The following is a 22,794-nucleotide window of genomic DNA, read 5'->3' on the forward strand; positions in this document are numbered from 1 at the left end:
GGGCGGCAGGACCGATGCGGCCTACAGGACCGGTGCGGCTGGTGGGGCGGGTGGGACCGACGGGGCCGGTGGGCCGCCCGACGGGTCGGGGTGCGGACGGCCGGAGAGGCTGCGGGCGGCCGGGAGGAGGGCGAACGGCCGGAAAGAGGCAGGCGGTACGGGCACGACGAACGCCGGACGGGCGGGGACACGTCCGGCGGAGTCGTGGTCGGGGCCGTACGGGCGGCCGGGACCCGGTCGGGCTAGCGGCGGGTGCCGAAGAGGGAGCGGCGGAGTCGGCGGAGCGGGGCGAAGAGCGAGACCCGGGCGCTGCGGCTGCGGTGGCCGTGCACCGGTGCCTCGTGCGTACGCGTCGTCAGCTCCCGCATCAGCAGGGTCGCCTCGGCCGCCTCGCGCTGGGGCACGGCGGGTCCGCCGAGCACCGCGAGATGACGGTCGAGCCGCGAACTGGTCGCGCTGCTCCCGCAGGTGATGGCAGGCACTCGGGGCCTGCTGCGCATTGCTATCTGTTCCATGTCACTCCCCACCCGTACAAGGGCACCCGACCCGGGCAGGTTAACCCTATCGCCCCGTCATGACACCCGTGTATCCCGGCGACGGGATTCAACGCACTCGTACGGGGGTTGACGATCACCCTCCGAATACATGCGATTCCAGGGCGAGTTGGACAGGGCTCGAACACCTGTCGAACCGTCACGAACCATCCTGCACTCCGGGACGGCCGCCGGGGGTACGGAGGCCCCTGTGATCTCCACCACCAAGATCCGCCGCGAGACCCGCCGACGGTTCGCGTCACCCCGGGCCGGTGCCGGACGGGGGCCGGAGGGGCGCCCCTCGGCTACCGTGGATCCATGACGGTGATCGCGGGTCGTTACCGGCTTCTGGACGTCCTGGCCGAGGGGGCGACGGGCACCGTCTGGCGCGCCCTGGACGAGACGAACGGCCGCGAGGTGGCCCTGAAGGAGTCCCGGGTCCCGCCCGGACTCCCGGCCGACGAGGTGCCCCTGCTCCACGCGCGGCGGGAGCGCGGCGCGCGGGCCGTCGCGCGCGTCTCCCACCCCTCCGTCGTACGGGTCCTCGACGTGGTCTCCGAGGACGGCCGGCCCTGGGTGGCGACGGAACCGGTCCGCGGCCTCACCCTCGCCGAGACCCTGGAGGCGGGCGGGCCGCTGCCGGCGCGCGAGGCCGCGCGCGTCGGCGCCGAGGTCCTGGCCGGGCTGCGGGCGGCACGGGAGGCGGGCGTCCCCCACCGGGGCGTGGAGCCGGGGGACGTCCTCCTGGGGAACGACGGCCGGATCGTCGTCACCGGCTTCGGCGGCGCGCCGGAAGCAGGCTCGGGCCCGGAAGCAGGCGCGGACGCGGGTCCGGCGGCGGAGCTGCGCCTCCTCGGCGCGCTCCTGGAGGCGGCGGCGGACGACCGGTCCGGCCCGCTGGGCGCCGTGATCGACGCGCTCCTGGGCGAGGCCCCGGAGGGCCCGGTCACGGCGGACCGGGCCGAGCGGGAGCTGCGGCGGGTGGCGGGCGGCGGCACACGGACGCCCGCGGGCGGCGCGGGGGCGGTCGGGGACGGCTCACGGAAGGACGGGGGCCGCTCACGGGCGGACGGGGACGGCTCACGGGAAGGCGGGGGCGCGCCGAGGACCGGGGCCGGACCGGCAGGCGCGTCCGTCCCGCACCGGAGCGCCCGCGAGGACGGCACGGGCGGCGCTCCACCGGCCCGGAAGGACAGGGCGCCCCGCCGGGTCCCCGTCCTGGTGGCCGGGGTCGTCGGGGCGCTGCTCATCGCGGGGGCGCTGATCTACCACGCCGTACGGGACGAGGGTCCGGGCGCCGGTCCGGGCGCGCCGGGCGGTGTCACGAGCACCGTTCCGGCCGGTTCCGGCGCCACGGGGGCGGAGGGCGTACCGGCTACACCGCGTTCCTGAACGGCGGCAGGTAGCCGCCGGACTGCCCGGCGGCGGTCGGGTGGTACGACTCGCCGATGTTGAGCCAGTTGACGCTGTGCAGCCAGGCCGAACCGGAGCAGATCTCGTGCCCGGTGAAGGCGGAGACGACACTGGCGAAGGTGTAGCCGTGGTCGGCGGCGCGCTTGGCCACGGCCGCGTTGAGGTGGTCGGAGGCTCCGTTGATGGCGCGGCGCTCGCCCTCGCTCAGACCGGCGACGCAGCTGCCGTTCAGCTGGTAGAAGCGCGGGTAACCGAGCACGACCACACGGGCGTTGGGCGCCTTGTTCCTGATGGCGCTGTACACGGAGTCGAGCTTGCCGGGCAGGGTGGAGTCGACGTAGGCCTTGGCCTGATTCACGCGGTTGACGCAGGTGGACTCGGACTGGAGCACACAGGTCGTCATGACGTCGGCGAAACCGGCGTCATTTCCCCCGATCGTGAGGGAGACCAGGTCGGTGGCGGCCGAGAGCGGTCCGAGCTGATTGGCGGTCACATCACCCGTTCGGGCACCCGAGCAAGCGGTGAAGGCGAACGAGGAGGGGGCGTTCGCGTTCTTCCAGAGGACGGGGTACGCCTTCGTGGAGCGCTTGCAGTCGCCGCTGGCGCTGTCGTAACTGCCGGCTCCCACGCCGGAGGAGTACGAGTCGCCCAGGGCCACGTAGTCGAGTGCGGCGGACTCCGCCGCCTGGGCGGCGCCCGCCCCGGTGAGGGCGAGGACGGCACCGAGCAGGAGCGAGGAGGAAAGCGCAGTGAATCGGGACAGTCTCATGGAACCTCCTGTAGCAGGGTCTCTGCGTTACCAGGTAGTAGCAGTGAAACCGCCGAGCAGGAAGTGTTCATGCCAAAACTGGGGGTGAACTTCCTCCGCTCCACCCTCAGGGACCGGCGAAATCCGGCCACTAGAGGAAGCGGACCCTCCGGTCCCGCTCAGGGCCCGGTCGGAACCGCGGCACATTCACACTTCCATGCACAGGGGTAAGCCCTCGCCCCACCGTTCCCCGACGCGTCACGGGACTGATCGAATCCGATCGGGACGGTCGCACATTCGATCACTGAAGCGCCGTCAAAATACAGAAAAGCGGGCCACCGAACCGGGACTTGCCATACAGTCCCATTCATCAATACCGTCGTACATCTCACCCGCACCGGTTCCTCATGCAAAGTGGCCCAGGGGAGGGCTCCAGCATCACGAGGGTTCCGGTACGGGGCGCGGTAGGGGGGTGCCGTGCTCGGTGTTCGAACACGAGCCGAGCCACGGGTACCGCGCGGCCGGCCATGCCAACTCGGCGATCCCGCAAGGCGATCGCCTCCGTGCGGCATGGCGACAACCCCCCTTTCGCACCGGACACACCATCGGGTCGCCCAAGGGGTGGGCGGCCCACCGGACGAGAGGGAAAAAGACCCATGAGCTCGTTCCTGCGCCCGGCCGCCACGGGCCAAGAAATGACCGAGCCGAGTCGAATAGCCGCCCAGTACCGGGCCATCACCTCGCACCTCGCGATCACTCCACCGGTGAGCGTCGTCATTCCCGCCATGAACGAGGCCGAAAACCTTCCGTACGTCTTCAAGACGCTGCCGGAATGGATTCACGAAGTCGTCCTCGTCGACGGAAATTCCACCGACGACACGGTCGACGTCGCCCGTGGGCTCCGGCCGGACGTCAAGGTCGTCAAGCAGGTCGGAAAAGGCAAGGGCGACGCGCTGATCAGCGGTTTCGCCGCCTGCACCGGCGACATCATCGTCATGGTCGACGCGGACGGATCGGCCGACGGCCAGGAGATCGTCTCCTACGTCTCCGCACTCGTCGGCGGCGCGGACTTCGCCAAGGGATCCCGTTTCGCCAACGGCGGCGGAACGGACGACATGACGCCCCTCCGAAGGCTCGGGAACTGGGCCCTCTGCACCCTCGTCAACCGCAAGTTCGGCGCCCGCTACACCGACCTCTGCTACGGCTACAACGCCTTCTGGCGCCACTGCCTCGACAAGGTCACCCTCGACTGCACCGGATTCGAGATCGAGACCCTGATCAACATCCGGGTCGTCAAGGCCGGCCTCAAGGTGCAGGAGGTGCCGAGCCACGAGTACAACCGCATCAACGGCGTCAGCAACCTCAACGCCGTGCGCGACGGCATCCGGGTCCTGAAGGTCATCCTCAAGGAGAAGTCCCCCGCCAGGGCGGCCCGCCGCCGGCCCGCTCCCTTCTCGGTCAGCGTCCCCCGGGGAGAGGCGTCTTGAGCGACGGCACGTCCCCGCACGGCTTCTCGGTGGTGATCTGCGTCTACACGGAGGACCGGTGGGAGGACGTCCTCGCCGCCGTCGACTCCGTACGGAAGCAGTCCCTGCCGGCCCTGGAGACGCTCCTCGTGGTCGACCACAACGAGCGTCTGCGCGCACGGCTCGCCGAGGAGTACGCGGACGCACGGCTCGGGGAGGAGGTGCGGGTGCTCGCCAACGCAGGCCCCCGCGGGCTCTCCGCCGGCCGCAACACCGGAATCGCCGCCGCCCGCGGCGCGTTCGTGGCCTTCCTCGACGACGACGCCGTCGCCGAGCGGGACTGGCTCCACCACTTCGCCGCCGCCTACGACGACCCGCGCGTCATGGCCGTCGGCGGCCGGACCCTGCCCGCCTGGGCCTCCGGCCACCGCCCGGCCTGGTTCCCGGAGGAGTTCGACTGGGTCGTCGGCTGTACGTACCGGGGCCTGGCCCCGGGCCGCGTCCCCGTGCGGAACGTGCTCGGCGGCAACGCCTCCTTCCGCCGTACGGCCTTCGACGCGGCGGGCGGCTTCGCCACCGGCATCGGCCGGGACGGCGACCGGCGGCCCCTGGGCGGCGAGGAGACCGAGCTGTGCATCCGGCTCTCCAGGGCGCTGCCCGGGGCGGTCCTGCTCATGGACGACCGGGCGGTCGTCCACCACAAGGTGCCCGCAGCCCGCGAGCGCTTCGACTACTTCCGCACCCGCGTGTACGCCGAAGGGCTCTCCAAGGCGCTCGTCGCGCAGAGCGTCGGCGCGCAGAAGGGCCTGGAGTCCGAACGGCGCTACACCACCCGGGTGCTGCCCGCCGGCGTCCTGCGCGGGGTGGGCGACGCGCTGCGCGGCCGCTCCGGCGGCGCGGGCCGCGCCGGGGCCATCGTCACCGGGGTCGCCCTCGCGGCCGGCGGCTACGCCCTCGGCCGGCTCCGGGCCCGCCGCTCCGGCACCACCTTCTCCTGGGGGCCGATCGAGCGCGCCGACGGGCCGACCGCCCCGCGCGCCGGGGACGGGGCCGCCACGAGCGGAGCCGCCGGGGGAGCGGCCGCGTGACCGGGACAACGGCCGGTGCCGGCCCCGTGCCCATCCTCATGTACCACGCCGTCGACCGGGACCCGGCCCCCGCCGTCCTCGGGCTCTCCGTGACGCCCGAGGCGTTCGCCGCGCAGATGGCGGTGGTCGCCGAGCGGGGGTTCACGCCGCTGACCACCGCCGGGCTCGCCGCCGCCTGGCGGGACGGGGCGCCGCTGCCCGCCCGGCCGCTGCTCATCACCTTCGACGACGGCTACGAGGGCGTGCACCGGCACGCCCTGCCGGTCCTCGCGAAGCACTCCTTCGCGAGCACCGTCTTCGTCTCGACCGGCTGGCTGCGCGGCAGGCACGACGAGGGCGGCGCGCCCGACACCATGCTCGACTGGGCGCAGGTGCGCGAACTGGCCGACGCCGGGGCGGAGATCGGCGGCCACAGCCACAGCCACCCGCAGCTCGACCAGCTCGACGCGGCACGGCTCCGGTTCGAGACGCTGCGCTGCCGGGAGGTCGTCGGCGAGGAGCTGGGCACCGCCCCCGTCTCCTTCGCCCACCCGTACGGGTACTCCAGCCGGCGGGTCCGCCGGGCGGTCCGGGAGGCCGGGTTCGCCCAGGCGCTCGCCGTCGGCAACGCGCTCGCCCGCCGCCGCCAGGGGCCGTACGCCCTGGAACGGGTGACCGTGCGCCGCTCCACCGGCACCGAGGAGTTCGTCCGGCTGATCGAGGGCCGCGCGATCGCGCGGAACTTCGCGGCCGACCGGGCCATGACGAAGGGGTACGCGCTCGCCCGGCGCGCCCGGGGCGCGCTGCGGGGCCACTGGATCTGACGTACCGCCACTCCGGCGACCGGGGGCGCGCCCCGCCCAAAAGACGGTGCGCCGCGCACCCGGTTGCCGGATCATGGGCGCCATGGCTGACACCCCACCGGCACCGTCCGCACCGCAGCGGTCGCTGCCGATCCGGCTCAACCTCGACGACAGCGACTCGCCGTCGGACGTCGTCGACGCGCTGTTCCTCGGCCGCTTCGCGACCGGCGAGCAGCCCCACGCGCACAGCACCACCCTGGACCGGGTCAAGCCGGAGGCGACGCTGCTCCCGGCGGGCGCGCGCGTGCTGCGGGCCTCGAAGGACGACGACCGCAGCGCCCTGCTCGCCGAGGGCGAGGGCTGGACGCTCCTGGTCTCCCGCTGGAACCGGGGCGCGGACGTCACCGTGACGGCCACGGACGAGGAGCTGGCGAAGCGGATCCTCGGCGAGGCCACGGACGGGGCGAAGGACGAGCCGGAGCCGCAGCCCGAGAACGTGACGATGGGCTTCTGGCACATGTCGCCCCGGCGCGGCCCGCACCGCACCACCCGGCAGATCAGCGCCGGGACGTGGGAGGAGGTCCGGCCCCACTACGCGGCGCCGGTGGCCGAGTCCATGGACCGGCTGATGAAGGTGACGCCCGACTCCGTCGCGGGCCGCCTCCTGCTGCTGCACGGGCCGCCGGGCACCGGCAAGACGTCCGCGCTGCGGACCCTGGCGCGGTCCTGGCGGGACTGGTGCCAGGTGGACTGCGTGCTCGACCCGGAGCGGCTCTTCAACGACGTCGGCTATCTGATGGACATCGCCATCGGGGAGGACGAGGGCACGGCGAAGGGCCGCTGGCGGCTGCTGCTCCTGGAGGACTGCGACGAGCTGATCCGGGGCGAGGCGAAGCACACCGCGGGCCAGGCCCTGTCCCGGCTGCTCAACCTGACGGACGGGCTGCTCGGGCAGGGGCGGAACGTCCTGGTCGGGGTCACCACCAACGAGGACCTGGAGCGGCTGCATCCGGCCGTGGTCCGGCCGGGCCGCTGCCTGGCCCGCATCGAGGTGGGGCCGCTGAGCCGGGCCGAGTCGGTGGCGTGGCTCGGGCGCGAGGAGGGCGTGCCGCGCGAGGGCGCGACGCTGGCGGAGCTGTTCGCGCTCCGCCGAGGCACGCCCCCGGCGGACCTCCCGGAGCCCCGCGCGGCGGGGGCGGGGCTGTACCTGTAGGGGTCAGTCGTCGTACGCGGCCCGCAGGGCCTCGTTCATCGCCGCCTCGGCGGCCTCGCGGCTGAGGCCGAGGCGGCGGGTCTCCTCGGCGTACTGGGCGGCGGCGCTGGCGGCCCGGCGGCTGGCCGCGTCCCCCGCGGCGGCGACGAAGGTCCCGTGGCGCCCGCGCGTCTCGACGACCCCGTCCGCCTCAAGGGCCTTGTACGCCTTGGCGACCGTGTTCGCTGCGAGCCCCAGCTGCTCCGCGAGTCCCCGTACCGTCGGCAGTTTGTAGCCGACCGGCAGTCCGCCCGACCGGGCCCGCTCCGAGATCTGGGCACGCAGTTGTTCGTAGGGAGCGGTGGTGGATTCGTGGTCCACGACGATGGTGAGTGTCACCCGCCGATTCTGCCCCCACCCCACCGGAAAAGGGGAGGCGGCGGTGCGTCCTCTGCCCGTAGCGTGCGCCCACATGACTCTGATCGTCCGTTACGTGCGGGACGGGGACGCCGAGGGCTTCGCCCGGGTCCGCCGTGCCGCGCTCCCCTTCATGCTCGCGACCGCCGAACAGCTCGTGTTCGACTGGGCGCACGCCCACCCCGACAGCCACGCGCGCCCGCTCGTGGCCGTGGACGGGGACGGAGAGGTCGTCGGCACCGTCCAGCTGCGGATCGCCCACGACTCCCCGGAACCGGGCATCGGCTCCCTCAACGTGTACGTGGACCCCGCCCACCAGGGGCGCGGCGCGGGGACGCTGCTGCTGCGCGCCGCCGAGGAGCACCTGGCCGCGCACGGCGCGCGCACCCTCTACAGCTGGGTCCTGGACGCGCCGGAGCACCGGGCCTGGGCGGAACGGCGGGGGTACTCCCCCAGCCGGTCGGCCCACTTCCTCCGGCTCGACCTGGCACGGGCCGGGCTGCCGCCCCTCCAGGCGCCGCCCGCCGGTGTCGAGCTGCTGACGGCCGAGGACTTCGCGGCCGATCCGCGGCCGCTGTTCGAGCTGGACGCGGTGACGACCGCGGACGAGCCGGGCGACGTGACGGTCGAGCTGGACGACTACGCGCACTGGCGGGAGACCACCTGGGAGCACCCCCTCCTCGACCGGTCGCTGACGACGGTGGCGGTGGTGGACGGGGTGCCGGCCGCGTTCAGCGTGGCGCAGACGGACGGTCTCGGCCAGTACCACACGGGGATGACGGGCACGGCGCCGGCCTTCCGGGGCCGGGGGCTCGCCAAGCTGGTGAAGAACGCGTCGCTGCACCGGGCCCGGGAGGCGGGCTGTACGGAGGCGTTCACGGGGAACGACGCCGGCAACGGGCCGATGCTGGCGATCAACGCGTGGTTCGGCTACGAGATCGCGGCGACGGAGGTGCGGCATGTCCGGACGCTCGGTTGAGGTCACCCTGACGAAGGCGGGCCGGACGAAGATCCGCTACCCGGCCGAGGTGCTCGTGGAGGGGCCCGGCCGGCTCTCGGTGCGCGCGCCGTGGGCGGCCGAGGGGGTGCGGGACTTCGGCTTCGTGCGGTTCGAGCCGGGCGACGTGTTCGTGGAGCACTACTGGCGGGGCCGCTGGTTCACGGTCAAGGAGGTGCGGTCCGGCGACGGCGTCCTCAAGGGCTGGTACTGCGACGTCACCCGGCCGCCGGTGATCGGCGGCTCCGGGGTGGTGGTCGAGGACCTGGACCTGGACCTGTGGGTGTCGGCGGACGGCAGCGAGGTGCTGCGGCTCGACGAGGACGAGTTCGCGGCGAGCGGCCTCGCCGCCTCCGATCCGGAGGCGGCGGACCGGGCCGTGGCCGCCCTCGACGAGCTCGAGGCACTCGGCCGCTCCGGTCTGGTCGGCCTGCTGGGCGGGTCCCGGTAGGGAGGCGCGTCAGCGCAGCTCGACGTCCGTCTTCTCGGTGGCGAGGAAGCGGGGCAGCGGCAGGCCGGTCCCGCTGAGCTGCATGAGGGTGGCCTCCACGCGGGCGGCGCCGCGGACGTAGGCGGGGTCCTTCACCACGGAGCTGTTGGTCCAGGTGTGGAGGTGCCCGTCGCAGACGGCACGGGTGCCGCCGATGCCGGTGGAGCGGTCCCCCTGGACGAGGGTGGAGCCGACGAAGACGGGGCCCGCGCTGTCGTCGAGGCACCGGTAGCTGCCGGAGAGGGTGACGGTGCTGTCGTCGGCGACGGTTCCGTACGCGTCGACGAAGAGGCCGTTGGTGAAGTGGCCGTCGCGGAGGCGACCGTCGGTGAGGAGGCCGTTGGTGAAGCGGCCGTCATGGAGGTGACCGTCGCGGAGGTGGCTTCCGGCGGGCCGGTCGATGGTGTGGTGGCCGTCGGCCCCTCCCGCGTGGGCGAGAGGGGCGACGGCGGCGGTGAGCAGGGCGGCTGCGGCGAGAACGAGCCGGACGCGCATGGGGGGTCCCTTCGGGGTGGGGGATGGTACTGCCCGCCAGGGATACCCGGATCCGGCCGTCGAATGGCCGAAGTTCATCCCTTCGGTGGGGCGGGGTCCTCACGCCGGGTGACCGCCCGCCGCAGGAGCGGCCAGGCGAGCAGGAGGACGACGACCGCGTACACGGTGATCGAGAACGGGGTGTTCACGAGCCCGGCCGGGGAGCCGTCGCTGATCTGGAGGGCGCGGCGCAGCTGCTGTTCGGCGGCCGGGCCGAGGATGACGCCGATGACGGCGGGCAGCACCGGCAGGCCGTAGCGGCGCATTCCCAGGCCGATCAGGCCGATGACGAGCAGGACGACCAGGTCGAGCGCCTCGCCGCCGACCGCGTACGCGCCGACGGCGGCGAAGAAGAGGATGCCGGCGTAGAGGTACGGGCGGGGGATGCGCAGCAGCTTGGCCCAGACGGGGGCGAGCGGCAGGTTGAGCGCGAGCAGGAGCACCATGCCGACGAAGAGCGAGGCGATCAGGCCCCACACGAGCTCGGGCTCCCGCTCGAAGAGCAGCGGGCCGGGCTGGATGCCGTACTGCTGGAACGCGGCCAGCATCACGGCGGCGACGGCGGTCGTGGGCAGGCCGAGGGTCAGCATGGAGACGAGCGTGCCGGCGGCGGAGGCGGAGGCCGCCGCCTCGGGCCCGGCGACGCCTTCGACGGCGCCCTTGCCGAACTGCTCCCCGTGCTTCGAGAGGCGCTTCTCGGTGACGTACGAGAGGAAGGTCGGGATCTCGGCGCCGCCGGCCGGGATGGCGCCGAAGGGGAAGCCGATGAACGGGCCGCGCAGCCAGGGCTTCCAGGTGCGCTTCACGTCCTCCCGGCCCAGCCAGGGGCGGCCGACCGGGATGGCCTCGCCCGCCGTGCGGCGCAGGTGCGCGGCGACCCACAGGGCCTCGCCGATGGCGAAGAGGCCGACCGCGACGATGACGACGTCGACGCCGTCGGCGAGCTGGAGCGAGCCGAAGGTGAGGCGCTGCTGCCCGGTCATCGCGTCCAGGCCGACCAGGCCGATGGTGAGGCCGACGAGCAGGGAGGCGAGGCCGCGGACGCGGGAGGAGCCGAGGACGGAGGTCACCGCGATGAAGGCGAGGACCATGAGGGCCAGGTAGTCGGGGGCGCCGATGTCGACGGCGAGCGCGGCGACGGTCGGGGCGAGGACGACGAGCAGGATCGTGCCGATCATGCCGCCGGCGAAGTGACCGACGGCCGCGGCGGCGAGGGCCTGCGCACCGCGCCCTGCCTTGGCCATCGGGTTGCCCTCGATGGCGGCGACGACCGCCGCGCTCTCGCCGGGGGTGTTGAGCAGGATGGAGGTGGTGGAGCCGCCGAACATGGCCCCGTAGTAGATGCCGGCGAACATGATGAAGGCGCCGGTCGGGTCGAGTCCGTAGGTCACCGGGAGCAGCAGGGCGACGGCCATGGCGGGGCCGATGCCGGGCAGGACGCCGATGGCGGTGCCGAGGAGCACGCCGAGGGCGGCCCAGAGCAGGTTCACCGGGGTGAGGGCGGTCCCGAAGCCGTCGATGAGGGAGTTCAGGGAATCCACGGGTCAGATCACTCCCATCAGGGGGCCGCCGGGCAGCGGGACGCCGAGCAGCTTGTCGAAGACGGCGTAGGTGAGGAGCGACAGGCCGGCCGCGATCAGCGGGTCGCGGTGGAGGTGGCGGCTGCCGAGGGCGTGGGCCGCTCCCCAGAAGAGGAGGGCGCCGGCGACGGGGAAGCCGACGGGGCCGATGAGGACGGCGAAGCCGAGGAAGACGCCGGCCAGGAGCAGGACGGTGCGCCAGTCGGCGGGTTCGGTCAGGTCGACGTCCTCGCCGCCCTCGGCCTCGCCCCGGCCGCCGCGCAGGACGTCGACGGTGAGGAGGACGGAGACGGCGAGGAGGCCGCAGCCGACGACGAGGGGGACGGTCGCGGGGCCGACCGGGCCGCGTCCGGTGACGGTGTCGTCGAGGGTGAGGGCGTCGGTGAGGACGAGGACGCCGAGGAGGAAGAGGAGGGCTCCGACGCCGAGTTCGGAGCGTCCGCGCAGCCAGGCGGGGACCGCCGGCTTCCTGAGAACGGTCGGCTTCCTGGGAGCGGTCGGCTTCCTGGGGGCGGTCGGCTTCACAGTCCCAGCTCCTTCAGGACGGAGGCGACGCGCCGGTCCTGCTCGGCGAGGAAGTCGCCGAAGCGCTCGCCGGGCAGGAAGGCGTCGTCCCAGCCGTGGGTCTTCATCGACTCGCGCCACTGCGGGGAGCCGTGCAGGGCGGTGACGAGGGCGACGAGCTTGTCGCGCTCGGCGTCGGAGAGGCCGGGCGGAGCGACGATGCCGCGCCAGTTGGTGAACTCGGTGTCGAGTCCGGCCTCGCGGAGGGTGGGGGCGTCGAGGCCGGGGACGCGCTTCGGGCCGGTGACGGCGAGGAGGCGCAGTTCGCCGGCCTCGATCTGGTCGAGGTACTCGCCGACGCCGGAGACGCCGAAGGCGACCTTGTTCCCGAGGATGGAGGCGAGGAGTTCGCCACCGCCGTCGAAGGGGACGTAGTTGACGTCCTTGGGGGCGATGCCTGCGGCGCGGGCCATCAGCATGGGGGCGAGGTGGTCGGGTCCGCCGGGCGAGGAGCCGCCGCCGACGGGCAGCTTGCCGGGGGCCTTCTTCCAGGCCGCGAGGAGGTCCCGGATCGTCTTGTACGGGGAGTCCTTGGCGACCACGACGATGTCCTGCTCCTCGGTGAGCCGGGCGATCGGGGTGGTGTCGGTGAGGGTGCTCGGGGTCTTGTTGGTGTGGACGGCGCCGACGACGCCGAGGCCCATGGACATGGCGAGGCGTCCGTTGCCGCGTTCGCCGACGAGCCGGGTGAGGCCGACGGTGCCGCCGGCGCCGGGCAGGTTGAAGACCTCGACGTCGCCGGTGAGTCCGGCTTCCTCGGCGTTCTTGGCGGCGGTGCGGGCGGTGATGTCGTAGCCGCCGCCGGGGGTGTTGGGGACCATCAGGCGCAGGCCGGGGATCCGGGTGCCGGTGTCGGAGCCGCTGCCCGGGCTGAGCAGCGGCGGACCCACCAGCACGAGCAGCGCCGCTCCGAGGAGGGCGAAGGGGGTGCGCAACCGCACGTGTGGCCGCCTCTCAGGTAGGAGGGAAAGGGGGTGTGAGGTGGCCCACATGTTGCCCGCGCGTTAAGAAGCTGTCTCTCTTCCGCAACCAACGGACGTTGTGGTCGTTGTGGTCGGGACCTAGCGTGGGTCGGCGTGACGAAGGTGCTGGTGGTCGACGACGACTTCATGGTCGCCAGGCTGCACTGCCGCTATGTCTCGGCGGTGGCGGGCTTCACGGTGGCCGGGGTCGCGCACAGCGGCGCCGAGGCCCTGCGCGCGGCCGAGCGGCTGCGGCCCGACCTGGTACTGCTCGACGTGTTCCTGCCCGACATGGACGGCGTCCGGGTGCTGCGGGAGCTGCGCGCGGCGGGGCACGCCACGGACGCGCTCTTCATCACGGCGGCGCGGGACGCGGGGACGATCCGCTCGGCGCTGCGGGCCGGGGCGCTGCACTACCTGATCAAGCCGTTCAGCCAGGCGGCGCTGCACGAGCAGCTGCGGCACGTGGCCTCGCTGCGCAGCCGCCTCGACGACCTGGACGAGGCCCGGCAGGAGGACGTCGACCAGATCTTCGGCACCCGCCCGCGCGGCTCCCGCGAACTCCCCAAGGGCCTCGCCGCCCCCACCGCCGACCTGGTCGACTCGGTCCTGCGCGCCCACCCGGAGGGCCTTTCGGCCACGGAGTGCGCCGAGGCCGGCTCCCTCTCCCGCGTCAGCGCCCGCCGCTACCTCGAATACTTCGCGGAGACGGGCCGCGCGGAGGTCACCCTCCGCTACGGCGGCACGGGCCGCCCGGAACGGCGGTACCGGCGGCTGGGCTGACGGGGGCCCGGAGGGCCGGCCGGGACGGTTCCTCAGGCGTCGCTTAGTGGTTCCTTAAAGGGGGCCTAAGGATGGGCCTCCGCCGCTTCTCACGGGGGTTTTCGCGGTCGTGGGCGGCTAGCTTGCTGGGCGACCCCCGCGTTCACCCCCGTGAAGGAGCTGTCCTCCCATGACCTCTCGTCGTTCGGCCGCAGTCGTCACCGCCGGTACCGTGCTGGCTCTGGTCGGGCTGCCGGCCGGGCCCGCGTTCGCGCACGGGTCGATGACGGATCCGGTGAGCCGGGTCTCGGCCTGTTACGCGGAGGGGCCGGAGTCCCCGAAGTCGGCGGCCTGCAAGGCGGCGGTGGCGGCGAGCGGGACGCAGGCGTTCTACGACTGGAACGCGGTGAACATCGCGAACGCGGCCGGGCAGCACCGGCGGCTGATCCCGGACGGCAAGCTGTGCAGCGCGGGCAACGACAAGTACCGCGGGCTCGACCTGGCGCGGGCCGACTGGCCGGCGAGCAAGCTGGACGCCGGGGCGCACACCTTCCGCTACAAGGGGACCGCGCCGCACAAGGGCTCGTTCGAGCTGTACGTGACGAAGGACGGCTACGACCCGTCGAAGCCGCTCACGTGGTCCGACCTGGAGGAGAAGCCGTTCGTGACGGTGACCGACCCGGGGATGCAGAACGGCGACTACGTCTTCCAGGGGACCGTGCCGAAGAAGTCCGGCCGCCACCTGATCTACTCGGTCTGGCAGCGCTCCGACTCCCCCGAGGCCTTCTACACCTGCTCCGACGTGGTGTTCGGGCAGGACGGCGGCTCCCCGGCGCCGAGCGCCTCCGCCCCCACCGACCAGCAGATCGAGGACGGCAAGGGACAGTCCTCGGTCGAGCACGGCGGGCACGGGGACGACGACCCGGCGACCGGCGCCGGGGACACGGGTGCCGGGACCGGGGGTGCCGGGGGGACCGGCACCGCGGGGACGGGTGCCGAGGGGGCGGCGGCCCCCGCATCGTCCTCCTCGGCGCCCGCCGCCCCGTCCTCGCCCAACGCGCCCGCCCCCGCCGGCACGTCCGGCTCCGGCGTGGAGCTGGCCGAGACCGGCGGCGACGCCGGCACCCCGTACCTCGCGATCGGCGGCGCCGCCGTGCTCGCGGTCGGTGCGGCCGTGCTCTTCGGGACCGCCCGGCGCCGCCGGGCCTGACGCCCGTCCGCTCGGGCAGCCTGGGGCTGCCCGAGCGGGGACGGTGTTCGGCGGCCGGGGCGTCAGGCGTTGCCCGCCGTGCCGGCCGCCCTCGTGTGCCGCACCACGACCGAGGCGGCCAGGGCGACGACGGCCACGGCGCCCAGCAGGGCCACCGCCTTCGCCCAGGCGGACGTGGCACCGAGGCTGCCGCTCAGCAGGTCGACCGTACGGGCGCTCGCGACTCCGTGGAGCGCGATGACGGCGACGCCGAGGCCCGCGGCGGCGGCCCAGGCCACCAGGGTGTCCCGTGCCGCGAGCCACACGCCGCCCACCAGGCAGAGCACGGTGACGACCACGGACAGCGTCTCCGTGTCGCCGCCGGCGCGCAGGCCCGTGAGGTCCGTCGGCAGGTGGACGAGGCCGCAGGCGAGCAGCGCGAGCGCCGCCGGCCAGCGCAGGGCCGACCGCAGCGCCGGGGAACTGCTGTGGCTGCCGGGGCCCGCGGCCAGCGCGCCGTCCAGGGACGCCCCCGTCCGCTTGGCGGCGTCCCGGGAGCGCTGCGGACCGGCGGGAGCCGGGGCGGGCTCCCCGGCGGACCCGGCCTTCCATTCCGCGGTGTTCCCGTGCTCGGTGGGCTGCCAGTCGCTGCTGTCGGTGCCGAGGATGCCGACGAGCCGCACCACGTCCTCGATCGGCCTGCCCACCGCCGCGGCGCGCAGCGTGGTCTCGGCCTGGTGGAGCTCGTATCCCGAGGCGTTCAGGAGGGCGAGCAGCTCGCGCACCTCGTCCAGGGGGCGGGTGACGGCGGCCGCGCGGAGCGCCACGTCCGCGGGGCTGGACAGCTCACCGGTCTCCTGGAGCCGGGCCACGAGCGCGGCGACCTCGTTCACCGGGCGTTCGGTCGCCGCCGTCGTCAGAAGGGTGTGGACCGCCTCGTCGCCGGTCTCGTGCTGGTCCGGGACCTCCGGGACGGCCCGCGCCTCCTCACCGGGCTCGGCCGGGGCGGTCGGCGGGGCGGCCGGGGGGTCGACCGGGGGGTCGACCGGCGGACCGGCCGGCGGATCGAACCGCCACGTCTCCGGCGGGGCCGCGTCGCCCCGGTGGGCGGGATCGACCGGGGCCGCCGGCAGGACCGGGACGTCCGGCGCCGCGTAGGGCAGGGCCGGACGAACGGGAAGGTTCGGCGCGTCGGGTGCCGGGGACGGGGAGACAGCCGACTGAGAGTGCGACCCGGAGACGGGCCCTTCGATCGGCTCTCTTCCTATGTCCTCTTCCGTCGGATGGGTGTGAGGAAGGTCGGTGGTCATGTCACAGGCTCCGTTCGTGGACGCCTTCGGGACGCCCACCATGGCTGTCTCTCGGTGTGCCGGAAACACACACCTGATGACATTTAGAACCCATGTCACGAGGTTGCACCATCAGAGGGCGTTTCTGTTGGGCCGACGGAGCGAAGGCGGACACGGCCGGGTCCCCTTCCGAAGGGCCCGGCCGTGTGTCGAGCGGCGTCTCAGCCGATCACGGAGAGGCAGGTGGTCGGGGTCGCGCGGGCCGGGTCGAGGGCGTTGGCCACCTCGTGGAAGGTCACCCGGTCCACCGTGCCGATCGCCACGTGCTCGGACAGGTCGAGCGCGCACTTGTCCTGGATGAGCACGTTGGTGACGTTCGGGCCGCTCAGGAACTGCGAGCGGTACGGCGTGACGACCTCGTCGTACTGGGTCGCGATGACGTGGTAGCGGACCCCCGGCACGGTGTCGCCGCCCTCGTTGAGCCTGGTGACGAAGGGCGAGCCGGCGACCTGGTCGGCGAGGCCCGGAGTGCTGGAGCTGATGAGGTCCTCGACCCCGGGGAAGTACGGCAGCAGCCTGGTGAGGCCGAGCAGGGTGGTGCCGTGGCTGTTCGGGGCGATGCCGACGAGCGCGTTCACCTTGTCGGCCCCGCCGAGGAACTTCAGGTACCAGCGGGGCATCATGCCGCCCTGCGAGTGTCCGACGAGGTCGACCTCGGGGGCGCCGGTGGCGGCGAGGACCCGGTCGACGTAGGTGGCGAGCTGTCCGGCGGAGGCCTCGACGGGGCCGAGGCCGTGGAAGAAGGGCACGCCCGGGAGCTGCCCGTAGTCGAGCGAGAAGACGCAGTACCCGCGGTTGACGAGGTACGGCGCGAGACCGAGCCAGTTGTCGACGGAGTTGCCGAAGGTGCCGTGGACGAGGACGACGGGGCGCGGGTGCGCGGCCGAGGGCTTGCAGGAGAAGTCGTTCCAGCCACGGCTGGACGCGGCGGCGACGGTTCCGGCCCGGTCGGGGGCGGCGGAGGCGGCGGTGGGGGCGAGGGTGGCGGCGGCGGTCAGCAGCAGGACGGACAGCGCTCTGACGGCGTGCTTCCAGGGCAGCATCGGGCGATCTCCTTGCGGCTCAAGGGGAAAGGTGGGGTGCTGTGCCCTGCGGTCCGGACCACAAGTGGGGATGCGCTTCAGCCAAGCTACGCACGGGTAGCCACGGCTGGGAAGTTACGCGTCGGTAAAAAGTGATGCGCCGTCATGACGATCTGATAATGCGGGAGTTGGCGGCGGCCACGGGACGTATGACGCGGGACGCGGGAAGGCCCCGGCACAGGAGTGCCGGGGCCTTCCGCCTTCCTCACGCCGGGGCCGCTCGCCCCCGCGCGGTTCGCTCAGTACACGCTCACCCCGTACGCGTTCAGCGCCTCCGTCACGGGCTGGAAGAAGGTCGTGCCGCCCGAGGAGCAGTTGCCGCTGCCGCCCGAGGTGAGGCCGATGGCCCGGCTGCCCGAGTAGAGCGGGCCGCCGGAGTCGCCGGGCTCGGCGCAGACGTTCGTGCGGATCAGGCCGGAGACGATGTCGCCGCCGCCGTAGTTCACGGTGGCGTTGAGGCCCGTCACGCTGCCGCTGTGGATGCCGGTGGTGGAGCCCCGGCGGGTGACCGACAGGCCGACCGTGGCGTTGCCGGCGCTCGTGATGTCCACGCTGCCGACGTTGCCGGGCTTGGCGATGGAGCTGTTGGTGTAGCGGACCAGGCCGTAGTCGTTGCCCGGGAAGCTGGACCCGGCGGTGGTCCCGAGGACGGTGGTCTTCGCGGAGTTGGCGTACCAGGTGCGGGCGCCGTCGGTGCAGTGTCCGGCGGTCAGGAAGTAGGAGGTGCCCGCGCTGTCGCGGACGTTGAAGCCGAGCGAGCAGCGCCAGCCGGCGTCGGCGTAGATGGCGTCGCCGCCGGAGATCAGCTTGCTGAAGCGGCCCGGGGTCCGTTCGACCTCGATGGCCGCGGCGTTGGCCCCGGCCCGCTCCTTGATCTTCGCTATCTCCGCCGCGCTGACGGTGGAGTCGGCGGTGAGGACGAGCCGGCCGGTGGCGGTGTCGACGTGCCAGGCCGTGCCTGCCACGTCGGCGGCGCGGACCGCGTCGCCGGTCGCCGCGAGGGCGGCGGCGCTGTAGGTGCCCGCGGTTCCGGCGGAGTCGGCGTTCGCGGTGGGGACGGCGAGCGCCGCGGCGGCGGCGAGGCCCGCGGTGACGGCGAGCAGCCGGATCGTTCTCGTGGGGGTGGTGCGCATGGTCCTCACTTCTCGTTCCTCCCGAGGGGAATCGGGGGCCCGCAGTGGGGTGTCGGGCCCGTGAGGCGCGGCCCGGAGGCCGGCGCTGTGGGGGAGTCTCCGACCGTACGACTTCACGCCGCAAGGGCGCCTTTCAGCCGTACAGCCGTCAACCACCCCGCCGCACCGCGCGGTTGCCGATCAGCCCCGCGCGAGCCGCCGCTCCCCCGCCGGGACGGCCACGTCGAGCGTGTTCCCCGGCGGCGGGAACGGGCAGAGGAAGTGGTCCGCGAAGGCGCACGGCGGCAGCAGCGCCCGGTTGAAGTCCACCGTCACCGTGCCGTCCGCCGCCGGGGCCGGGGGCTTCAGGAAGCGGAAGCGGTGGCTGTCGCCGCCGCTGGTGGCGTCCGCGAAAACCGCCCACAGGGAGCCGCCCTCCTCGACCGCCACCCGGAGCGTGCGCTCGCCGCCGTCCACCTCGAAGACCAGCTCGCCCGCGAGGTCCAGGTCCCGCTCACGGCCGTCGGCGTTCTCGACCCGCACGCCACGGATCTCCCCGTACGGACGGAAGACGCCGGGCACCACCCAGCGCTCGTCGTACGGGGTGGCCTCGATGCCCCGGAAGGTGCGGCGCGGCTCCGCGCCGGGGTCGAAGTCCCGTACGGCCCACTCCCCTTCGCGCCGCAGCACCACGAACCGGCGCTCGCCCGCCGCGACCCGGGACTCCTCGGTGGGCCCCTGGTCGGCGGCGAGCCGGACGGTGCCGGTGAACGGCTTCCCGTCGACGGCGAGGCCGTCCCCGTCGGACGCCGTCAGGACCACCTCGTCACCGTCCGCCCGCCACTCCCCCGGAACGGCCGGAATTCGCCCCTCCGGGTGGCCGGAGAGCCAGTGGTGACCCGTGAGGGAGAGCGGGCCGTACGGGGCGGAGACCGCGGCCTCGCGCGCCTCGTGCCACTCCCGCCAGTCCTGCCGTGGATCCGTGCTCATGCCTTTTCAACCCTTTCGTACGGGCTCGGGAGCCCGAGGTGGGACCGCAGCGTCGTGCCGGTGTACTCCGTGCGGAAGACCCCGCGCTCCTGGAGCAGGGGGACGACCCGGTCGACGAAGTCGTCGAGGCCGCCGGGGGTGAGGTGCGGGACGAGGATGAAGCCGTCGGCGGCGTCCGTGGCGACGAACTCCTCCAGGGCAGCCGCGACCGTCTCCGGGCTGCCGACGAAGGACTGCCTGCCGGTGGCCTCGATGACGGTCTGCCGGATCGACAGGCCCTTGGCCTCGGAGAGCGCCCGCCACTTCCGGGCCGTGCCGACCGGGTCGGCGACCCGCACCCTGCCCTGCACGAGCGTCGAGTCCGGGTCGGGGTCGACGTCCGGCAGCGGCCCGTCGGGGTCGTGACCGGACAGGTCGCGGCCCCAGATCTGCTCCAGGGCGAGGATCGCGTTCTGCGGCGAGACCTGCTGCGCGCGGATCTCGGCGGCCCTCTCCCGCGCGTCGGCGTCGGTGTCACCGAGGACGTACGTCACGCCCGGCATGATCTTCAGGTCGCCCGGCTCCCTGCCGTGGCGGGCGAGCCGGCCCTTGACGTCGGCGTAGAACTCCCGGCCCGCCTCCAGGGTGGAGTGCCGGGTGAAGACGATGTCGGCGCCGGAGGCGGCGAACTCGCGGCCCTCGGGCGAGTCCCCGGCCTGGATGACGACCGGATGGCCCTGCGGGGAGCGCGGGACGGTGAACTCGCCGTCGATCCGGAACTGCGGCCCGCTGTGCGCGAAGGGCTTCGGGGTGCCCTCCGGGGTCCAGGAGTCCCACAGCTCCCGCGCGGTGGCGAGGAACTCGGCGGCCCGGGTGTACCGGTCGGCCCGGTCCAGGTAGCCGCCGCGCCGGAAGTTCTCGCCGGTGAAGGCGTCCGAGGAGGTGACCACGTTCCAGGCGGCCCGGCCCGCGCTGAGGTGGTCGAGCGAGGCGAGCCGCCGGGCCAGTTCGTAGGGCTCGTTGAAGGTGGCGTTGACCGTGGCGGCCAGGCCGAGCCGGTCGGTGACGGCGGCCAGCGCGTTCAGGACGGTGATCGACTCGGGCCGGCCGACGACGTCGAGGTCGTGGATGCGGCCCGCGTGCTCGCGCAGCCGCAGCCCCTCGGCCAGGAAGAAGAAGTCGAAGAGTCCGCGCTCGGCGGTCCTGGCGAGGTGTTCGAAGGAGGAGAAGTCGATCTGCGAGCCGGAGCGCGGATCGGCCCAGACGGTGGTGGAGTTGACGCCGGGGAAGTGCGCGGCGAGGTGGATCCGCTTGCGGGGCTCCCGCGTGCTCATGCGCCCGCTCCCGTCCGGACGCGCGCGCCGGCGGCGTACTGGCTCTCGGGGCGTTCGAGGCCGAGGTGGTCGCGGAGGGTGGTGCCCTCGTAGGACGTGCGGAAGAGGCCCCGGCCGGCGAGCAGGGGCACGGTCACGGCGGCGAACCGCTCCAGGTCCCGCTCCGGGACGACCGGGACGAGGTGGAAGCCGTCGACGGCACCGCCCGCGTGCCAGTCCGCGATCAGTCCGGCGAGCGCCCCGGGCCCGCCCTCGTACGCGTCTGGGTCGACGGTCAGCGAGAGCAGGACGCGCAGCTGCCCGGGGTCGCGGCCGTGGGCGCGGGCGCCCCGGTGCAGTTCGGCGCGGAGCGCGGCGGCCTCCTCGGCGGTGGCGGCCGCGATCAGGGCCACGTCGGCGTGGTGGGCGGCGGTCTCCCGGGCGGCGGGGCGGGTGGCGTCGACGACGGTCACCGGGTTGCCCTGCGGGGGCCGCGGGACGATCGAGGGGCCCTTGACCGAGAAGGTCGCGCCCTGGAAGTTCACGTGGTGCAGCTTGCGGCGGTCGACGAACCGCCCGGTCGCCGCGTCCCGTATCTCGGCGTCGTCCTCCCAGCTGTCCCACAGTTTGCGGGAGACCTCGGCGACCTCGCCCGCCTCCTGCCACAGCTCGGCGGTCGGCGGGGCCGGGCGGCGGCCGAAGAGCCGGGCCTCGGCGCCGGTCGGGGAGACGTCGATCCGCCAGCCCGCCCGGCCCCGGCTGACCCAGTCGAGGGTGGCGACGGCGGCCTGGACGTGGAAGGGCTCGGTGTGCGTGGTGGTCACGGTCGGCACCAGGCCGACGGAGCGGGTCTCCGGGGCGACCCGGGCGAGGACGGCGAGCGCGTCGAGGCCGGGGCGGGCGAAGGAGTCGTCGTGGGTGAGGAAGTCGAGCCCGGCGGCCTCGGCGAGGCGGGCGAGCGCGACCGTGCGCGCGGCGGTGTCCGGGCCGGGGGCGGCCCGGCCGTGGCCCGGGGCGAGCTCGGCGGCGAGGTGGAGCGGTCGGGTGCTGGTCATGCGGTCTCTCTCGGAAGGGTTCTCGCGGTGCGGTGCGGGACCGGACGGCCGGGGCGGCTCGTACGGGGCCGGGGTGCCGGGTTCGCGGTACGGAGCCGGTCACCCGGTCCGCCGTACGGGGCCGGGCGGACCGGCCGGTGGTACGGGGCCCGGCCGGCCGGCTCGCGGCGCGGGGCCGACGGTTCAGTTCTTGGTGCGGGGCAGCCCGGGCGGGTTGATCTCCGACTTCTGCACGGACTCGCCGTCGAGGCCCCAGCGCTTGAGGACCTGCGCGTAGGTGCCGTTCCGGATGACGTGGTCGAGCGCGGCGGCGTAGGCGGCGACGAGCCCGCTGCCCTTCTTCGTGGTGGCCGCGATCTTGCCCTGGAGTCCGGCGCCCGCCCCGGAGAACTTGCCGACGACCTCCGTCTGCCCCGCCGAGAGCACGTGGTAGGCGGCGACGGGGTTGGGGCCGAGGTAGGCGTCGATCCGGCCGGACTGGAGCGCCAGGTAGTAGTCGGAGGTGTTCTGGTAGTACTTGATGTCGACCGGCTTGCGCCCGGCCTTCTCGTTCTGCGCGGACCAGTCGACGAGGATCTTCTCCTGGTTGGTGCCGGAGCCGACCGCGATCGCCTTCCCGGCCACGTCCTCGGGCCCCTTCACCGTCCAGCCGGAGCCCTTCTTGGCCTCGAAGGCCAGGTTGTCCAGGCGGTAGGTGGCGAAGTCGTACTTGTCCTTGCGCTCCTCGGTGACGGTGACGTTGGAGAAGACGCCGTCGTACTTGCCGCTGTCCAGGCCGACGAAGAGGTTCTCCCACGAGACGGCGTTGAAGTCGGGCTTCAGCCCGAGGGTGTCGGCGACCAGGGTGGCGATGTCGACCTCGACGCCGATCAGCGTCTTGTCGTCGGTGGCCCGGAAGACGAGGGGCGGATTGCCGGAGGCCGAGACGCCGAGGACGAGCGTGCCTCTCTCCCGTACGGCCGCGGGGAGCTTGGCGGCGATGGCGTCGACCTTGGCGGTGCGGACGCGGTTCTGCTCCGGGCTCAGGTTGATGCCGTTGCCCTTCTTCCCCTCGGACTTGGCCTCGTTGACGGCGGCTTCGCCCGAGCCGCAGGCGGTGAGGACGCCGAGGGCGGTGAGCGAGGCGAGGGCGGTGAGAAGGGTACGGCGGGACTTCATGGTGACGCTCCTGTCGTGAAAGGAGAAAGCAAGGGGAAG

Annotated in this window: 23 protein-coding genes; 9 read left to right on the forward strand and 14 right to left on the reverse strand. The window is 73.7% G+C overall.

Annotated elements, in window-relative coordinates:
* Positions 1-242 precede the first annotated feature (242 nt).
* Complete coding sequence (locus OO47_RS04885) at positions 243-515, reverse strand: hypothetical protein (protein WP_030212846.1); 273 nt, start codon at positions 513-515, stop codon at positions 243-245.
* A 336-nt stretch (positions 516-851) separates the two neighbouring features.
* Between OO47_RS04885 and OO47_RS04890 the strand changes: the two genes are divergently transcribed.
* Positions 852-1,925 carry a serine/threonine-protein kinase gene (locus OO47_RS04890; RefSeq protein ID WP_030212843.1) on the forward strand — a complete coding sequence of 358 codons (1,074 nt, stop codon included), beginning with the start codon at positions 852-854 and terminating at the stop codon, positions 1,923-1,925.
* Here the strand turns inward: OO47_RS04890 and OO47_RS04895 are convergent.
* A complete protein-coding gene (locus OO47_RS04895) occupies positions 1,909-2,715 on the reverse strand; it encodes an SGNH/GDSL hydrolase family protein (protein ID WP_030212838.1) in 807 nt (268 codons plus the stop codon). The genes OO47_RS04890 and OO47_RS04895 overlap by 17 nt on opposite strands.
* A gap of 635 nt (positions 2,716-3,350) precedes the next feature.
* Between OO47_RS04895 and OO47_RS04900 the strand changes: the two genes are divergently transcribed.
* The 4 genes from OO47_RS04900 to OO47_RS04915 all read left to right on the forward strand — a co-directional run bounded on the left by OO47_RS04900 (position 3,351) and on the right by OO47_RS04915 (position 7,243).
* On the forward strand, positions 3,351-4,181 hold the full coding sequence (locus OO47_RS04900) for a glycosyltransferase family 2 protein (RefSeq protein WP_030212835.1): 831 nt from the start codon (positions 3,351-3,353) through the stop codon (positions 4,179-4,181).
* The gene (locus OO47_RS04905; RefSeq protein WP_051715936.1) at positions 4,178-5,248 is read left to right on the forward strand and encodes a glycosyltransferase family 2 protein; all 1,071 of its coding nucleotides are present in this window, start codon (positions 4,178-4,180) and stop codon (positions 5,246-5,248) included. Before OO47_RS04900 ends, OO47_RS04905 begins: the two co-directional genes overlap by 4 nt.
* A 38-nt stretch (positions 5,249-5,286) precedes the next feature.
* On the forward strand, positions 5,287-6,051 hold the full coding sequence (locus OO47_RS04910) for a polysaccharide deacetylase family protein (RefSeq protein ID WP_037665014.1): 765 nt from the start codon (positions 5,287-5,289) through the stop codon (positions 6,049-6,051).
* A 73-nt stretch (positions 6,052-6,124) separates the two neighbouring features.
* Positions 6,125-7,243, forward strand: a complete 1,119-nt coding sequence (locus OO47_RS04915) for a DUF5925 domain-containing protein (protein WP_030212825.1) — start codon at positions 6,125-6,127, stop codon at positions 7,241-7,243.
* A 3-nt stretch (positions 7,244-7,246) separates the two neighbouring features.
* Here the strand turns inward: OO47_RS04915 and OO47_RS04920 are convergent, their stop codons facing one another.
* Positions 7,247-7,621: a GntR family transcriptional regulator gene (locus tag OO47_RS04920; RefSeq protein WP_030212822.1), complete on the reverse strand. Its 375-nt coding sequence runs from the start codon at positions 7,619-7,621 to the stop codon at positions 7,247-7,249.
* Positions 7,622-7,694: 73 nt separating this feature from the next.
* On the opposite strand from OO47_RS04920, the gene OO47_RS04925 reads away from it, so the two are divergent.
* Both OO47_RS04925 and OO47_RS04930 read left to right on the forward strand, forming a co-directional pair.
* Positions 7,695-8,618 (forward strand): GNAT family N-acetyltransferase, encoded by a 924-nt coding sequence (locus OO47_RS04925; protein ID WP_033208099.1) that lies wholly within the window; start codon positions 7,695-7,697, stop codon positions 8,616-8,618.
* Positions 8,599-9,087, forward strand: coding sequence for a DUF402 domain-containing protein (locus OO47_RS04930; RefSeq protein WP_030212815.1), 489 nt, complete (start codon positions 8,599-8,601; stop codon positions 9,085-9,087). Before OO47_RS04925 ends, OO47_RS04930 begins: the two co-directional genes overlap by 20 nt.
* A 9-nt stretch (positions 9,088-9,096) precedes the next feature.
* On the opposite strand, the gene OO47_RS04935 is transcribed toward OO47_RS04930, so the two are convergent.
* The 4 genes from OO47_RS04935 to OO47_RS04950 all read right to left on the reverse strand — a co-directional run bounded on the left by OO47_RS04935 (position 9,097) and on the right by OO47_RS04950 (position 12,745).
* Positions 9,097-9,621 (reverse strand): DUF6299 family protein, encoded by a 525-nt coding sequence (locus OO47_RS04935; RefSeq protein WP_030212813.1) that lies wholly within the window; start codon positions 9,619-9,621, stop codon positions 9,097-9,099.
* 74 nt (positions 9,622-9,695) lie between these two features.
* Positions 9,696-11,201 carry a tripartite tricarboxylate transporter permease gene (locus OO47_RS04940; protein ID WP_030212810.1) on the reverse strand — a complete coding sequence of 502 codons (1,506 nt, stop codon included), beginning with the start codon at positions 11,199-11,201 and terminating at the stop codon, positions 9,696-9,698.
* Positions 11,202-11,204: 3 nt separating this feature from the next.
* Complete coding sequence (locus OO47_RS04945; protein ID WP_030212807.1) at positions 11,205-11,687, reverse strand: tripartite tricarboxylate transporter TctB family protein; 483 nt, start codon at positions 11,685-11,687, stop codon at positions 11,205-11,207.
* 74 nt (positions 11,688-11,761) lie between these two features.
* Positions 11,762-12,745 (reverse strand): Bug family tripartite tricarboxylate transporter substrate binding protein, encoded by a 984-nt coding sequence (locus OO47_RS04950; protein WP_030212805.1) that lies wholly within the window; start codon positions 12,743-12,745, stop codon positions 11,762-11,764.
* A 135-nt stretch (positions 12,746-12,880) separates the two neighbouring features.
* Here OO47_RS04950 and OO47_RS04955 point away from each other — a divergent pair, with 135 nt between their 5' ends.
* Positions 12,881-13,549, forward strand: a complete 669-nt coding sequence (locus tag OO47_RS04955) for a response regulator (protein ID WP_030212802.1) — start codon at positions 12,881-12,883, stop codon at positions 13,547-13,549.
* Between the two features lie 169 nt (positions 13,550-13,718).
* Positions 13,719-14,738, forward strand: a complete 1,020-nt coding sequence (locus OO47_RS04960; protein ID WP_030212799.1) for a lytic polysaccharide monooxygenase auxiliary activity family 9 protein — start codon at positions 13,719-13,721, stop codon at positions 14,736-14,738.
* 62 nt (positions 14,739-14,800) lie between these two features.
* Here OO47_RS04960 and OO47_RS04965 read toward each other — a convergent pair whose 3' ends face one another.
* The 7 genes from OO47_RS04965 to OO47_RS04995 form a co-directional block, all read right to left on the reverse strand.
* Positions 14,801-16,027 (reverse strand): hypothetical protein, encoded by a 1,227-nt coding sequence (locus OO47_RS04965; RefSeq protein ID WP_234323081.1) that lies wholly within the window; start codon positions 16,025-16,027, stop codon positions 14,801-14,803.
* A 200-nt stretch (positions 16,028-16,227) separates the two neighbouring features.
* On the reverse strand, positions 16,228-17,109 hold the full coding sequence (locus tag OO47_RS04970; protein WP_030212790.1) for an esterase/lipase family protein: 882 nt from the start codon (positions 17,107-17,109) through the stop codon (positions 16,228-16,230).
* A 278-nt stretch (positions 17,110-17,387) separates the two neighbouring features.
* The gene (locus tag OO47_RS04975; protein ID WP_199812269.1) at positions 17,388-18,281 is read right to left on the reverse strand and encodes a S1 family peptidase; all 894 of its coding nucleotides are present in this window, start codon (positions 18,279-18,281) and stop codon (positions 17,388-17,390) included.
* Positions 18,282-18,461: 180 nt separating this feature from the next.
* Positions 18,462-19,250 (reverse strand): DUF1684 domain-containing protein, encoded by a 789-nt coding sequence (locus tag OO47_RS04980; RefSeq protein ID WP_030212783.1) that lies wholly within the window; start codon positions 19,248-19,250, stop codon positions 18,462-18,464.
* Positions 19,247-20,563 (reverse strand): NtaA/DmoA family FMN-dependent monooxygenase, encoded by a 1,317-nt coding sequence (locus OO47_RS04985; RefSeq protein ID WP_030212778.1) that lies wholly within the window; start codon positions 20,561-20,563, stop codon positions 19,247-19,249. Before OO47_RS04985 ends, OO47_RS04980 begins: the two co-directional genes overlap by 4 nt.
* Complete coding sequence (locus OO47_RS04990) at positions 20,560-21,597, reverse strand: LLM class flavin-dependent oxidoreductase (protein ID WP_030212775.1); 1,038 nt, start codon at positions 21,595-21,597, stop codon at positions 20,560-20,562. Before OO47_RS04990 ends, OO47_RS04985 begins: the two co-directional genes overlap by 4 nt.
* A gap of 183 nt (positions 21,598-21,780) precedes the next feature.
* Positions 21,781-22,755 (reverse strand): ABC transporter substrate-binding protein, encoded by a 975-nt coding sequence (locus tag OO47_RS04995; RefSeq protein WP_030212773.1) that lies wholly within the window; start codon positions 22,753-22,755, stop codon positions 21,781-21,783.
* Positions 22,756-22,794: the final 39 nt, after the last annotated feature.

It is taken from the genome of Streptomyces bikiniensis (assembly GCF_000716625.1).
In the GTDB taxonomy this organism is placed as follows: Bacteria; Actinomycetota; Actinomycetes; order Streptomycetales; family Streptomycetaceae; genus Streptomyces; species Streptomyces bikiniensis.